The following is a 16,851-nucleotide window of genomic DNA, read 5'->3' as shown; positions in this document are numbered from 1 at the left end:
AAATTTATTTCAAGGCTTTCTCGAAGAGCATACCTGAGTTCGTTTTGGTAACAGTATACCCAAACCGGCTCATTACTGATTCATTAAGAAAGCCATCATTTACTATTGATGAACCATATATTGAAACCTTTTTTGCACCAGCTTTGGTAGCTGCGTCTTCAAAGGCAGACATTGCGGCCCGAAAATTTTTCAAGCTTTTAAACTGTTTTGCAGTCTCCATAAAAAAGACATTCAGGTTAAAGGTGGAGCCAACCATTCCCTGTGCACCAAAAAGCTTGTATACTCCATATTTAATCGGCTTTTTCATCATCTCCTGCGCCAGGCCTTGTGCAAATAATTCCTCCGCCATTGTTACAAGAGTACCTGTTTTAATTGGTGCAGTACTTTTTGTCAATAAACTTCCACTCGCTAAGCTACTGGTGAAATTCCAGATTCCAATAAAAGCGCCTAATCTTCTATGTCCTCCTGCCTTAATATCCTCATATGAATTTGAAACAGAGCTTTTAAGGGTATTCAATATAAATCCGCCGGCGTTGCCTCCTCCATTTGCCAGATAATAGTCATATGCCGCTTTTATATCCTTGAATGGGTCACCTTCTAAAGCATTTCCAAAAAAAGATGTAAGCACTTTACCCATATTTCTCATACCCCAATCTGTAATATCATTATACATTGCCTGTACAAATTCTTTACCCTCATCTGTAACATACCATCTTTTATCCTGATCCCATTTGTATACTTCTCCTTCCGGGGTATTGAATGCTATGGGAATCCACGCCTTCACACCTGTTTTTGTGCCTTGGTCTACACGTTGGTATAAAACCTTTGATTCCTTAGGAATTGCCACAAATCCATTTACGGGGGTCATACCCTCTCCTGTATTATCTCCTATAGCTTGCTGGCCATTTATCGGATTAGATGGCAGCGGTTCGGCACCATCTAAATCAATATTTAATATTGGGCTATTGCCTGCATATTGATATGGAGTGTACCAGGGAAAATCCTTAGTCAGCGGATCCACACTCAAAAACCTGCCCAACCTTGGATCATAGATCCGCAGGCCGTAATCCTGCTGGTTGCCTTCACCTTTTATTTCATTGTCATTCTCTTTGCCATTAAAGCCATACCGGTATATACCTTCTCCACTGGGAGGCTGATCGCAAACCGTAACAGTTTTCTTGTCTTTCGGTTCAAGGTAGACCACACTGAAGTTGTCAATGGTATAGGGCACATCCAATCCATCGAACGTATTACCTGTATTGAAACGGGAGAAGTGAACCTGCATCTGATCGGCACCGGCCGGCAATTCAAAATTGTACTGGAAATCGCCGGAGCCTAGGTAAAACAACCCTGTATGTGACGTAGCGGTCCAGACCCCGCCTCCCGAACGGGTGAGTATCGTCAAATATACACGCTTGTCTGCCTGGCTTTGCTCTACACTAAATTTCATCAGGTAACGCCTTCCATTTGCTACTACCACCGGCAGATCGGTCATCATCCTGCTGTCATTGGCATTGGTACAGGCCACCTGAATTTTTTTATCGGTTGTACCTACCACGCTCAGGCTGGTAATAGAAGCATTCAGCGGTTTCCATAGCTTACCATTGTCATTGATATCCACACCGCTCATGCTGGCTGTATTGAAATCAGTAGCGAACTCCTGCGTTTGATTGACAAGGGTATATTTCTTCAACGAGAAGTTGTCCACGATAAAATACAAACCTGCGGTAGACGGCCGTGCCGAAATGCGGAAGGCCACAAAGTTACCCACTGTAGCTCCCGTAGTAAAAATGATGGAACGGTGTCCTGTGCCGGAGGCAAGAATGGACACACGATAGGAGTCGTTCGTTTGAGAAATTGCCTGTATGTTGAACTCTGTAATGCTAGGCGACTGCTCAATGATATCGCACTCCATCATATAAGTGGTAAATGGCTCTATCATAGAGGAGGGCACTACCACCAGCATACCATCACTGCCGGAAGTACCGCTGTTTTCCACCCGGAAAGTCCCATTGACAAGTGAAACAATACCATTGGCCTGCTGTTGCCAGGTGACGCCGTTATGAAGGTACCTATTGGCAATTGGTTGAGTTACTCCGCTATTCAGGTCGCTGGTCACTTTCAACTCCACTGCATCCTGCAACTCTTCATGACAACCGGTTAACGCCACCCCACGGCCAGGCATCATCATGCCAAAGGGATAGTAGTCCGTAGCAGTCAATATATCCGCCTCATAATAATCCCGCAAGGTACTATCCGTACTGTGCTGCAACTTACGGTCGGTAAGGGTGGTGAGCACATTGCCGAGGTGATTGCTCATTTCAAAGACCTTCTCGCCCCGTGTAAAGGTGCTTAGGGTGGCAGGACTGAGCCCTCCTTGCAGGTTCACCGTGACAGGTGCTGCTGTTAAAGTGGTGGTCATGCCCAGTCGGCTGCTGCCATATAAATGTACTTCCACCTGTTTAAGGGGCGTACTGGCCGGTTTTTCATAAATGCTCATTACGTTGCCTGATGCATCCCGCACATAAACAGTGGTTTTGTTATTGGCCGTTTTGGTGATGCGATTACCTGACGCATCATAACCGTAGGTAATGATCGTGCTGCCCTTTTCTATGCTGGCTATCTTGCCGTACACATTCCAGGTGATGTTGGTAATGCCTGCAGCAAAATCTGTTTTCAGATTGCCAATGGCATCATAAGTGAAATTACCGGGGCTTTGGTCATCCAGGTCTTCTGCATAGACATTGAGAGAAACAGAATCGTTAACGTAAGTCAACCGGTTGGAGTTGCCCTCATAATAATAAGTCAGGGAATCCATGACTTCTTGTTGGCCCATGGAAGGAGTACCATTCCTCAGGTAAGAAAGTATATTGCCATTGGGATCATAAGCCACGGATTCCTTATAGTCGCTAATAGCAACAGGCGCCCATTGATTGGCGGCAGCATCGAGCCCCTTATAAGCCTGCATGCTTATCATGCGGTTGAGCTGATCATGCCGGTACCGGTAAAACAAGGGCTGGGTATTGATGGGAGACTGGGTTCCTTTATTCAAGCCTATATTATTGATACTGATGGCGCCAATATTGCCATTGTACAGGGATACAAAGGCGGAAGCTGCACCCGGCCGGGCAAAGGCCGATGTACCAGTAATAGGTTTATAATCTATCCAGGCATTGCTTCCCTCCACGGCATCGTAGTAGTGTAAGGCAAATCCCAGCGCATCCCTGGCCACTACCGCATTACCGCCTCCGATGGATCCATCCCGGCCCATATCAAGACCCACATTACTGATGCCGGTGGTATTAACTCCTTTCAGCCAGCCTTGCAGGGTATAGGCATAGTCCATGCCCTGCACCTGCTGTGATCCCAGCACGGTACGCGAGAGCGGGCCATATTTGTAATACTGGTAAGCGACATCTCTTTCCCAGCATATTTTATCACGGCTGGTTTCCACAGTGGTGAGCTTATCTTCCACATCATATTGATAACGGTGATAAAAAGCATCATAGCTGCCGGGCTGGTAACTCATCATATTCACCTTGCCGCTCATGAGATCATAGTTATACGCGATCTTTTTAAAGCGTTGGTCAATGGTTTCCATTTCCGGCACACCGGCAAAATCCTGCAACAGGGTATCCACATTGCCATGTTCATCATAGGTATAAAAGCTGGCTGCATAGTGGAGCGCATCTGTAGCCAGTTTTTGGGTGGCAGTAAAACTAACGCGGTTACGCAGGTTCCTTTGTGTTAAATAGGTATTATTCTGGAATACATAGGGCTGATCATAAACCGTAAAAGTGATCTGTTCCCGCGTTCCACCACTGTTCAACAGCCAATCCTTTAGCGCAGTAGTATCCTGACTGGTAGTTTGTGTCATCGCCGTAGTTTGTGGCTTTTGGCCTACTTCGGTCATGCGACCCAAATGATCGTAGCGGGTATAGCTGTATTTATCATTCGCAGCCTGTTGGGCATTCCGGCTCACTACCAGACGTCCGAGACGATCGAACCAGAACAGGGTAGTGCCTGCATCTGGTGAGCGTTGCTCTCTGACCAGGTTAAGGCTATTGTACCGGTAATCGGTTACCAGGTGATGGGAAGGTGCTTTCTCCATATGATCCCTTCTGGCATTTCTTACCTGCAGCAGGAAAGTGTCGGTAAAATTGGGTCTCGCTCCTTTGGGCGGCACGGTTTTCACCAGGTTGCCGGCCATATCATAATAATACAGCGTGTAGTGGTACTCTTTGCTATTGTATTTTACGGAAAACTCCTCAATGGCTGCAGCGGCCAGGCATTTGGCGCGATAAGCCGTTTCAAAATCGGCCATGAGGGTTTGCGTTCTCGATTCATATATCTGCTGGGCCCAGGCCACTGCCATATTGTAGGCCTGCTGACAGGGCGGATTGCTGAGCAGGATGCCGGTGGTATCATTCAATGGTTTGGTATCGGCGCAGATCACGTTTTGCGTAGCTGTAGCATTACCGGCGAGATTGGCCAGGTTGCAACCGGCATTAGCCGCTGCTTGTGCGTATTCCAGCCAGTTGTATTGGAAACCGGTGCGGTAATTCAGGAAGCGCTGGTACAGTACATTATAACCAATCTGTTCCGGTGTAAGACCTGATGTCATTACAGGCGCTGAATCGAAAGGTGCGTCAAAGGAGTCTTTGAAGGCCTGGGTAAGGCTACTCAGATCGGCGCAGGTAAGGCAACGCCGCCCCCCTGTATAACCGCATTTCAGGAAGGCAGGCCAGGGCTGCGGTGTAATGAGAGGTATGGTGAAGTTGCGAATCGTATCGCAAACAGAGCGGGGGCAAGGGGTAGCACACTGGGGAGGAGGGGCATCTTCCACGCACATCAGCAATTCAAAATCCCAATGGTATCCATCCGGACAGAGAGGAGGTTCGGTGCCATCTTCCACACATTGGTTTAATGTATAGCTCCAATGATAGCCAGTAGGACATTCAGGCACCATCATCTGGTTGGTTTTGGCAGACGCAGACGTATCTGTTCCTTTTTTGGACTGCGCGGAACGGGACATGAGTGAGGCGTTGCAGGGATCAAGCTGGCCGCAGGGATGATAAATGGTATCATACACCGTATAGCAAACCACCTGGTTGCCCAACTGGCTGCAACTGTTAAAGGCGTAATACAGGGTGGCAGTAATGGTGTCATTATAGGTGGCCAGGAAATACTGGTTGAGTGAGCTAAGCACAGCCGGATTATAACCAGCCAGCGTAGCTTCATTCTTTAATTGGGTAAACCGGCTGCAGTTGCAGGTATCCAGCGTTGTTACCAATTCGGGAGTAAACCGGGGATTCTTGCCATAAGGTTTGGGAAATTCAATCACATAGGGATTGCAGAGCGTGTTTTCGGGAATATCGTAGTCGGCAAACACCTTGTTGATCACTTCTTCAAAATTGCGCGGACTGCCATCCACTGGTGTGCCGGGCGCTACATTTGAAGCGCCATAAGGGTTGGCGGCATCGCTTCCTTTTTTGCACACGGCTGCCATTTGGGTAGTAATGGCGGCAAGGATCAGGGCTGTATCGGGATGGGCTGCCAACTGTGGGCATTGCAGCAGGGCCTGGCGCCAGTTGTTGATATAACTGTCGCACCGGCTGGCATAGGTTTGTGCAGGAGACGTGCTACCCTGGTTGAGCGGCATAGCGGGCGGGCCTCCCGGTGTAGCGGGCCACCAGTTCCACTCCCCGTTGTCATTGTACTGCTGCACCATTTGCGCTTCTGTAGGGAAGTGTAAAGTATAGCCATCTGCCACGATCTGGCTGGCATCGGCCAGCGGTACGCTGGTATTGATGTAGTCATTTACCTGCCGCTCTCTTTCATTGCCATATAAGCTCCGGAAAGTGAGCCATACCTGGTCTTTCTCAGCGGTAGTCAGGTTGTTGAAGGGAGCAGGAAGGGTGGTGGCCGGTTGCTTGGGCGCATTCAGGTAGCAACTTTTTTGCTGGCTTGCATTGGTTAGGGTTTTACACCGCACATCCCCATAGGCCATCTGCCACATGCTCAGCGTAATGTCTTCCCTGCTTATATAATTGTCGTTCACCTTTGTCAGCATGGCGCTTTTAGAGCCTGGCGACACCGCGTAAAACGGATCGTTGTGCGGGGCGGCAGTTGTGTTGCCCGTATACAGGATATAATTGGCGGCTTCGGCCTGTGCCCAGGTATTTGTTTGCAGGAAGGTATTGATCCAGTTGTAGCTACCCGTCAACTGGTTTTCGGCAAACAGCAGCCGGGCATATTCAGGGTGACGGGGCAACAGGGCCTCGGCCCATTGGTACTGGAAGGCGGAAGTAAAATCATCCGGCGTAATGGTGCTCAATGTTTGCTGTACAGGATCGACTTGCCCCTGGGAGTTATAATAATTGGCACCGGGTTGATTCCCGGTGAGCGGACTCCTGAAGAAAGGTTGGCCAGCATATTGGATAGAGAAAATATTGTATTTTTTATAGGTATTGCTGGTACCGGTATCCCTGGCATATTGTCCGCCATAAGGCATCATATCGCCCAGCATTAACTGCCGTTTGGTAGGCAGGTTGGCGGAAGTGGTGGTACAAAGCTGTTCACAAGTGGCTTTGGCGCTCTTCCAGGCAGCACGGATCTCATCACTTAAGGAGGGCGGCACGGGATTGGGATTGCCCACTGCGTTCAGGTAATTCGTCCTGTAAGTAATGGAATCTCCCAGTTCAGCCAGACAGGAAGTACAGGTAACGGGGGCCGCCGGCGTATTACAGCCAGTAATGGTTTCCAGCACGCTTTTAAGCGAATCAATCAGTTGCTGTTCTGTTTTGCAGAGGCCTTTCTGCAGCCAGGCTTCTTTCTGCAATTGCAGGGAGGTCTCACTGATGGTGAGGGTTTTGCGGATGGTCCAGGCGCCGGGCAGCAGCGTAATGGTATCTATGATGGTATTATTAGGGATCAAGGCGCCAGTGGAATCCTTAAAACCCTGAACACCGGTATTGCAATCATCATCTGCGGCAAGATTAATATTGTTGTAACGCCGTACAATGGGAGGCAGGTCGCCAGATTCATCCGTGATAGATATCTCCAGGTTGTACATGCAGTCATAACACACCTGCGGGCCGGTACAGGAGGTCAGTTGCAGCTTTTCGGGATCGAGTTTATAGGTAAACTCATGCAAGGTAGTGGCTGGCACCAGTAAGGTGTTGATAGCTTCAATGCTGTTGCCCTTGACGGTATTGGTGGTACTGTTGAGCAGGTTCCGGGTAATGAGCGTACCTGCCTGATTAGGATAGTGTGTGGCATTGAGGGAGAGGGGGACCATATTGGTAGGCGCATCGCCGGTCAGTGCAGTGGCAATGGTGCGGCCATGCATATCGGTATAACTCACGCTCATCTGCCCATTGGCGTCCTTTACCATGTTCTTAAAGTAATGGGTATAGTTGCCGGCTTCTGTTCCAAACAAGCCGTCCAGCTCTTCCTGGGCCGCAGTGCCATAGTAATACTTCGTTTCATGTCCCCTGCCCATTTGCAGGGCGGCGCCTACACCGCTTTGGGCCTGGATACGGCCGGTAGCATCGGGGGTATAGCGGGTAACTGAATAGGGATAGCCTTCTGCGTCGGGTATATTTTTATTAGCGTCTGTAGTTTTTTCGGGATTGGAAGCACTATAGTATAAAGCAGCTCCGCTGCCTGTTTGTAGTGCCGGGGTAATGCTGGTGGGAGTAGCGACGGGCTGCAGGTCAAAATAAGCGGCCGGGTCGGTATTGGCTGCCTGCGGTGTATTTAATCCAAGTGTTGTATTGGCTGCAAACAAATTCAGATTGGGCGTATAACCAATCTTAGTACTGATACCCGGTACCGGCAGTATCTGTATGCCCGGACGGCCCTCACCATCATAAAAGGTTTCGGCGGTTATCGTGGTATTGGTAGCATTATCTTTGGTAACGGTTTGGCGGCCGCGCAAGGATCCATCAAAGTATTGGATCACTGCTTTTCGTTTCCCTTCTTCTGCAAAGCTTGTGGCGGCCTGCCAGTTCAGGTTATTTTGGTGTCCGGCAAAGAAGGGGCTTTGGGGCGTACTCCAGGGGCCATCACTGCGGCTGCCATTCTTTTTGATATTGACCGCCCTGATCCTGCAATACAGCTTTCCCGCATCGCCATAGAGCAGCGGTATCTGGTAGCTGTTGATGTTATGCGGCAGGTCAATACGGGTGGAATTATTCCTGAACAATAGGTCGTAATTCAAACTACCATTTACATAGTAATAGGAAGCCATTTCATTTTCCAGCCAGGTCCATTCCAGTTGGGTATGGGTATGGCCTGCATCGGTGGGCCAGGCCCAGTTCACTCCCAGCTCATCATCTGTAGAGGAAGGGGTGCCGGTAGTAAATGATACCGGTTGAATATTATTGCCAAGGGTATAGTAACGTGTTACCCTCATTTCGTTTTCTACCTGCAACAGATTGACGATATTGATAGCGCCCACCGTTGAGGGTGTTATTTCCAGCACCGTAACCCGTACATATCCTGCACCTTTAAAATGGATATAATTTTGGGCATTGTATTTTGAACGTTGCTCTCTATTATAAGTTACTGATAATAGCTGCTGAGTAATGGAATCCAGGTGGGCAGCATCTTTCCCATATACAATTTTCAGCTTTACTGTAGCGGTGAAGTTATTTCTGATGAACAGATCAGTCTCTTCTTTCAGCTTCAGGGAAACGATATTAACGATAGCGCTATCGGTTTGGGTACCCGGAATAAATGAAGTGAAGATAGAAGCGCCTACTGTCAACGCAGGGCCGGTAAGCTGTTGAACCTGCGGATTGTCCTCTATGCCATCATCCTGCTGTCGGGCCAGGGCAGCGAGGCTACAACACAGCGCAGCCAGGAGCACGACTAATACTTTTGGCATCTTCCACCGGGAAGGATTTCCTGTTTGAAGCAGTTGTTCAGGTTGCATGATGGATGGCATAGGTAATTAGGTAGTCTGTTGTTAGGATAAGTGTTCATTCATTAATACTGAGCTGGTAATGTTCATAGTTTTTTACCGGCTGGAATTTCCCCTCGCTATCCCTGCCGATCCTGTCGCTTAGAATAACCGGTATTTTCATAGCGGTATCATGCCGGATCTGCCGGTATATAAAATGGCTTACCTGCTCTTTGACGAGATAGTATGCTGAGTCTTCTTTGTTGACCAGTTTGCCAGCCATGGCTGCGTTGCTTTGAAGCGTTTTATAGTCATTGGCTTCCAGCGGCACCAGTGTTCTTTTAATGGTGATGATCTTCACCGGCTGGTTGGACCTGGTATCATAATGTAACTCCATGGATTCCCGGGGCAGGGAAGTGTTCATGAGCAACCGCTTACCGGAAAGCAACAGCGCCGACCTGTTTTCGCCCGGTGTGATGGCCTGCACGGTAAACCTGGTAGCTACCTGTATAGCCGACGTATCCTGCCAGGCCGGTCCGGTAAGGGCTTTTAGCTGCATCTGTACAGGCCTTGCATCGGCAAACAGCACCATGTGTTGCATTTTGTCGCTCACCAGCAGCGCCATCGAGTCGTTCACGATCTGTTCTATGTCACCAAAACGTACATAGGAAACACCCGGCAGCAGGTAAAAAGTTCCCTTTGTATAGGTGGTATCTTCCTCGCTGATGATGAAGTTGGTGGAATTCTGTTGCTCTATCTCCAGGTACAGCGGTAGTTTTTTATAGGAGCTACCGGCCTGTATGAACTGTTTGATCAATGCCAGTGTATCTTTTGATTGCGCCTGCAGGATCACCGGCAGGAACAGGCACCCGGCAAAGACAAGCAGGTGGCGAAAACGGGCAGACAGGGTGAATGATTGATCAGTCATATCGGCTGTTATTGAATAGTTGTTACATTCTTTTGCTTAAAGCTTCTCGTTTCCTGTATGGTCTTGATCCCTTCTTTGGTTTCCACCTTGGTACGGATCAATCCGCCTTCCGCATCATACTCATAGAAAGTAGCATAGTTGTTGGGATCCAGCTCGGCCGTCAGTCGTAGGTTTACCGGGTCGTATACATAGCTCTTCATATTGGCGTTGTAGGGATGCATGCGGATGTCATCGTACCAGGCAGTTCCTGCCGCATTGTTAATAAAGCTCAGGTTCATGGTAGTGGCGCCGGCCGGCACGAGGAATTCCCCTTCTATGCGTTGCCAGCCGTCAATAATGGGGCCGGAGGGTGTCAATGTCACATCGGTTGAAGTACCGGCATCGTTGAATTGCAGCTTCACCGAGTTGTCTGTATAAGTACTCTTATTGCAGGGGGTTCCATTGGCCGGATTACCGCAGGATTCTTTTACCCAGGAGCTGAAGAGCATTTTTTTGCCTGAAGGGAGACTGAAGGTGGGATTCAGCATGGAATCGGTTGCTTTGATAGGAGTGGTGTAATCACAGCCTTCCTGTGTTGCCAGGGTCATGTAACTGATAGTCCCTGTATTTAATGAATAATTGAAGCCGGCATTGAGAGTTTTAAATCCTGTAACACCGGTGTATGTTTTTTGAATATCTACGCTGCACAAGGTTTCAATAATATAGGTGTCACAGGTCAGAAACACGCCAGTGGACAGCGGGGAATTGGTGCTGTAAGTTGTAAAAGATCCAACGGTCGTACTGTCTGATTTTTTGATGGTAATAGAAATGGCGCTCATGTCAAAAACATCCGGTGGCGAGATCTCAGCATTGGTTTGAAAAGTGGACAATGAAAGGGTATAGGTGCCGGGAGTTGTGATTTTTGTGTATTGTATTGTTTTATATAGCAGATAGTAATGGGTCGTACTTCCTGCAATTTGACCTACTACGTTATGAGCGCCGGTTGATAAAGACATGCCCAGGTTGGAAGTTGAAAATTGCATGGGAAACTGGGGAGCATTGGCGGGCAGGGCGGATACCTGTGTAAGTGTTCCGCCCGTGGCAAATAATGTACTTACCACATCTGCTCCAAAAAGTAAGGTAAAGCTGTCGGTTACAGTGCTCTTAACAGGAATTGTTTTGGAGGCTGTACTATTGTGATTTACTCCCAGCATATATTTCCCGGTATGCGCCTCAAATCCAGCCTGGGTTGTATTGATGATCTGGGTGTTAGCGATCCCTGTAAAATCAATATGTTTTTGTATACATGGATTCGTTGAAACAGGATTCAATGTTGCTGAGTAGGCACTATCTTCAAACCCTTCATAAGCTATTTCATGATAGCGGCCATTATTGGCAACGGCCACCGGCAAAGTCTTGTCATACCCATATTGTGCTGCTGAGTAAATATTCAGGGCGTCTTTGGTCTCCAGCTCCATGCCCCTGGCATTGAAGCGTGTGACTTCACTGTTCCATACCCATTGTGTGTTGCTTACATCAGGAATTAGGTTTTTATAGGCGTCAAAATCCCAGTATAGTTTAAACCCGTTCAGGAACCCATTGTCAGGCAGATTGGTAGCTGTGCCCGGAGTGGTTCCCATTCTGCTGCCATAAAACACCAGGCTTCTGTGCGGCCTGAAATTACCTATAAACCCTTTGCGGTAGGGATTGATCCGCTTCTCCAGGTAGCCATTGCAATCAATCACTTCTGTGCCAATACAGGTGTATGGATCATATTGTATATTGATCTTCCGGATCACATTATTATCCGTTTGCCATTTTTCCCGGTATTCCAGTGCCGATGCATTGATCACTTTGCTATTATTATTCACCAGCAGCTTATGCGTAGTAGGATCCACCGGATTGCTCATTTGTGTAACACCCGCCAGAGAGGCAGCCAACAAATTGCGTTTACCGCTGCGTATTATGCGAAACGTTACATTATTGCGTGTATAAATTTCCCCTTCTTTGTCAATGAATATGTAGTCTGGATCGGTGGAGGTAAGCGACTGGCTATTCTTTTTCTTGTCTAATGCCCATACATGTTTTATTGAATCGGGAGAAACAGGACGGCCTGAGCATTCCGTTGGCGCTGAACCGGGATCTATAATAAATAATTCATCACCGCTTTCAATGGCTGATAACGGAACATTTCCACTGGTAATTTTCCCATCAATGAAATATACCTGAGCATAAATAGCATCAATGTTTTTATAAGCCGGCCCCATGCCACTGTATGCCCAATAGGCGGGATAATTGGTGGTATAAATGGGTTTGTCAAATTCATTGTTGGTGCGGCTCACGATCAATATGCCTGTCTCTGCATCATAGACCAGGTTCTTAGTAGATACCTGGCTGCCTTTGTCAATCACCATGACACTGTCCAGGATAGCATGATAGCTGATCACTTTGGTGGTGGTCACTGCCCGGTAGGTATTTTCACTGTTGCCGAAAACCGGCCAGATGAAGGGCAGCCAGAAAGGGAAGATGACGGGGAAGAGGTCTACCTGCACCTGTATTTCGAGACTGGAGCTTTTGACAGTGAACTCACGGGTATCTGTCATCAGTTCAACATCAATACCCATATTGCCCTGCTTTACTTCGCCGCCCAGGTTGTTGTAGACAAAGTCAAATTTTTCATTCAATCCTTTGCTGCCGGTATTGCGGTAAAAGTTTTCGGTGTAGTTAATTCTTGTTGTGGAATCATTCTCTGCATACGACGACTGGGATTTCATTTTTCCATGCATATCATTGGTAGCCACAATAAATCCCTGCGAGAGGGCCCGGCTATCGAAGGCCCGCTTGTAAAAAAACGCATTATAGGAGCCGGTGTGCGTTTGCTTATCTACGGAAGGATCAAAAGGGGTATGGTTGTAATAGACGGGGAAATCTTTGGCGGTATAAAACTCCGTGACCTGCCTGCCAACGCCTGAGCGTGATTTCTTTTGGGCGGCAGGCACTCCCTTATTGAGTGACCGTACAGTAACCTTACTGTATCCTACTATGGGCGAGGGAAAGAAAGCGTCCAATACAGGCATTTCAATGGCGCCATAGGAAGTAGGGCCCAGGGGCAGTTTATTGGCTACCTGCACAATGGATTGGAAAGGATTTTCTTCCCCCCCGATACCTGGCTCGTAAGAAGCCACGCCGCTGCTGACGGTCCTTGTTTGTCCGAGGAACGTTTCCGTGGTCGAATAATCATATTCCTGGCCATACGTAGAACCATATTGATTGGTCATCTTGTCCCAGTTATCCTTTAATACCACTTTCCTCACCCGGTTGCCACCGCCATACTTGCGTCCATCGGGATCATTGAGCCGCACGAACGACCGGGCCAATACAACGGATTGCGCCAGTCCTTTCGAACGCAGGTGCTTGAACGGATCTTTGAAGGCGCTCTTTAAGGCATCCAGCATACCGGCCAACATATCGCCTATCTGCGCCATACCTGAACTTTCCGAAACATCATAACCAGGGAAGGCCTGGCCCGGCAGTTGTTCCCGCAGGTATTCGACGGCTGTTAACGATAAAGGACTGATACCCTCGATGGGGTTTAATTGTATCCATATTGTATCACTGGTATTCACTACACCATAGTCGGCTACCGTAGCATACGAAGTCACATATTCCACACCTTTCGGCATGTTCACGGCCAGCTTAAAAGCCAGTTGACTGACTTGCTGCGGTATTATCGTGCGCAGGTATTTTTCATACACTTCAGTCCTGGTGCTGCAGGCAGCGGGCACCTTTACATATACCCGGTCATTATCGGTAAGTCCGGCCAGCCCATTACTGCCCGGTGTAGTAGGCCAGTAAGTATCGTACAGTTTATTCGTCATGGGGATATTGTCTTTGCCAAATCCTACAATCTCCATCATGGCGGTAGCCCGGCGGTTCTGCACAAAAGCATAGTCATCACTTTCATATTGTACTTCTAACTGGCTGCCGGATGGCAACAGTATTTTTTTCAATGCCCAGGCGCCCGCCTGCTGCTGTACCTGCTGGGTGGCAGCTTCCGTCTTTGGCTGGATAGCGTAGGGATAATCGGCATTCTTCATATTGTCAGGGTTCATGCTCCTGGGCTTGTAGCTGCCCCAGCGGTCTGACGCATTGAATTCATAAGCAGGATTATTAGGCCCGGAGGTATCGGAGCCATAATAAAATACATATTGATTCTTGTTGGCCCTTGACTGTCCATTGAAGGTGAAATAGATCTTGTCGAGGGTCAGCTTTCCTTTTTTGGTATTCACTTCATAACCGTCAATGGTTTCACTGTAGCTGTTATTATTGGCGGGTGTATTGGCGCAAAGCCGGTAGCTGTATTGAAAGTGAACAGATTTTACTGGTCTGGCATTCTGTAATCCATTCTTCTTCAAATCAGCTTTATTGTACAGGTCAATCCTGGCAAGCCGCTTCATGGAAGCGTCGCTGTAATTAATGCCCTGCAAAGAATCCAATGCTCCTTTCCCGTCGGCCCGGTCGCCCAGGATGAAAAAGGCGATCATACTTTTTGATTCCAGCGAATGCAGGTACCAGGATTCCCGTTCGCCATACGACACAATGCCCTTGTTGTCCTTCTTATAGGTAAGATTGCCCGAATTAAAATTGGCTTTCCGGTCGGAGGTCAGCGGCGTACGCCATTTATGTACTCCATTGATCTTTGTGTAATTGAATTTTACTGCGCCGCCCAGGTCATCTTCGGTAATGCCATTGCCGGTAACATCTACATAGTCTGGCGACAGTAATCCCGACAATAAAAAGGAGTGGGCGTAGGCCGGCGTTTCCGTAATCTGCAGGAAGCCATCCACGTTACTGCCTGACCCCAGCAGGCCCGATTGGGGCGTGGCATCGGCTGGGTTAAAAGGGATCAGGTCTTCCGCCGTTTCTCCATCTATAGAGAACGTAAAGTCTTTCTGCCGGATATTATATACCGGGATACCATACACGTATCTTTTGCCATCGGTTTCTGTAACATTGATCTGTGATAGATGATGTGCCTTCCGGTAGCCACCTACCCTGGGAATATTGGTAAAGACAAGGTTCTTTGAGGCATCGAGGATATTCTGGTTGTCGTAATTCTTTATGGCGGTATCGAGCCCCACTTTGGAAGCGTCAAAGGCTGTTAAAAAACTGGTCACCTGTGTTCTTTTCTTGCGTTCTGCCGGTTCTGCGGTGGCTACCATATTCAGGGTGCCGGTCAGTTTGTTGTCGGCAGAGAACCGTTCCAATACCGGTTCTACGGTGGGGTTGACCTTGGTACCACCGAGGCGAAACCGTACGAGGTCTGTTCCACCTACTTTATTGAATTGCTGGTCGTGCAGTACGCTGATCTCCCCGGGATTGCGGAAATACACATTTTCCCAGGTAGTGTCACTTTTTTTGAAGCCCAGGCCTGCCCTCAGCAGGTTGCCTTGGTCCCATTCTCCAATGGTGGTAGGTGTTTTAATGGTATTGAAGTTGACGCCAATATGACCGGGTATGCCGATATCCAGCCCGAAGCTGAGGCTCTTATCTTTTGAACCGGTATAGTTGTCGCGCACATAACCATGGTCGTTGCGGTAGGCCCTGATAGAACCGCCCGTGCCTTCGCCCTGGATAGAAAAAACATCATAGCTGTATTGAGGCGCAGAGATGATCGGCGTAACAGAAGTCACCTCTTTATCGTTCAGCCGGGTAAAGTCCATGACGGCCGCCGGATTACCCTGCGCATTTTCATAATACAGGTAACCCACCATGGGCTTTCTTTGCGTTACATCCCCTGCGGCTACGGAGGATGACTGCCCGTATACTTCTATTTCCGCTGAACCATACAGGCCCCATATGGCTCCACCCAACTGGAAGTGTCCCGACCAGGCCTGGTTAGTCAACGGCATACGAAGAGCCGGGATATAGCTGGGTTTGGTAAAGCTGATGGAGGTGCTGGCCAATGATGCACTAAGCGAAGAAGAGTGGTCTCTCGTCGTGGTCCAGCCGCTCAGTTTATCTTTGCTCATTTTCAATGTTCCTTTCGGTTCCTTTGCGTTAAAGCTCATTTGCTCACTGATCTGTAAAGCCTTGATACCATTCCGTGAATTATAACTGGTACCCAATGATAACCCATTGGTAAGTTTCCCGTTGTTGACAAAATGCGTTGCCGTCAACGACACATTGGGCGAGAGGGTAAACCCCGCCCGGGAATTAACATTAGCGCCTATGCCGGCGCCAATTTTCAGCGACGCTGTAGAATCGCCACTTTTCTCGGCCTTTGCTTTTCCGGCGATCTTGATGCCTACGCCTCCCTTTAGTCCAAAGTCAAGGGCTGGCCCGAGATAGTTATTGACTGAAAGTCCGAGGCTGGCCCCTATGGAAACGGACAACCAATCGGGCATGGTTTTTAATCCGACTATTTCGATATCCCCGGCCAGGTTCACGCCCCAGGTTTTATTGGGTTTCATTTGCTGTATCTGTATCAGGGTATCCTTGCCGTTAAAATCATCCGGCACGCCCCGCATATTCCGGTTGATGTTGCCGGGGTTGATGTTCCACCCGAGCCCCACCCAGCTTGCCTCCTGTTCCATACTCACTGAACCATCGTAAAAGATGTTCACCGGGTAGCCGCCTACATCCAGCAGGGGAATATTATAACTGAAATCACCCGTAAAAAGGTTTACCATATTACCGGCGCCGGCAGCCTGGAAGGACGACATTTCGGGTTGGCTGGGTCCGCCGATATCCGCGCTTTTAATAGCTGTTATCACGCCAGGCGTTGTCTGTTTGTGCGGCGCACTACCTTTTCGCGTTGTTACCGGCCCGGGCATTGCCGAAGGGCCGAACACGTGCACCTTATTGACGACCCTCTTTTTATCAGTGATCCTGTTAGTATTATACGGCCTCCTGCTAACGCCAACATTCCCATATACAGGAGCCAGGCTGCTCATAAAGATCAGGAGAAGGATATAGGCAATATGCCTGTTGTATTTTGCTGCCAGTAATTGAATCATAATGAATCCGGTTAGGG

The 16,851-nt window shown here is 48.5% G+C and carries 3 protein-coding genes; all 3 read right to left on the bottom strand.

The window, feature by feature from the left end; translation table 11 throughout:
- Positions 1-4: 4 nt before the first annotated feature.
- Positions 5-8,893, bottom strand: coding sequence for an RHS repeat protein (locus HB364_RS26905; RefSeq protein ID WP_167291516.1), 8,889 nt, complete (start codon positions 8,891-8,893; stop codon positions 5-7).
- Between the two features lie 94 nt (positions 8,894-8,987).
- A complete protein-coding gene (locus tag HB364_RS26900; RefSeq protein WP_167291515.1) occupies positions 8,988-9,836 on the bottom strand; it encodes a hypothetical protein in 849 nt (282 codons plus the stop codon).
- An 8-nt stretch (positions 9,837-9,844) separates the two neighbouring features.
- On the bottom strand, positions 9,845-16,834 hold the full coding sequence (locus tag HB364_RS26895) for a hypothetical protein (RefSeq protein ID WP_167291514.1): 6,990 nt from the start codon (positions 16,832-16,834) through the stop codon (positions 9,845-9,847).
- Positions 16,835-16,851: the final 17 nt, after the last annotated feature.

The sequence above is a fragment of the Paraflavitalea devenefica genome (genome assembly GCF_011759375.1).
Lineage (GTDB): Bacteria > Bacteroidota > Bacteroidia > Chitinophagales > Chitinophagaceae > Paraflavitalea > Paraflavitalea devenefica.
Note: the sequence above shows the minus strand (reverse complement) of the source record. Positions and strands in the feature narration are given on the sequence as shown.

What these genes read in the sequence shown, in the direction of transcription:
- HB364_RS26905 (WP_167291516.1), bottom strand. Translation starts at nt 8,893, where the DNA reads ATGCCAAAAGTATTAGTCGTGCTCCTGGCTGCGCTGTGTTGTAGCCTC.
- HB364_RS26900 (WP_167291515.1), bottom strand. Translation starts at nt 9,836, where the DNA reads ATGACTGATCAATCATTCACCCTGTCTGCCCGTTTTCGCCACCTGCTT.
- HB364_RS26895 (WP_167291514.1), bottom strand. Translation starts at nt 16,834, where the DNA reads ATGATTCAATTACTGGCAGCAAAATACAACAGGCATATTGCCTATATC.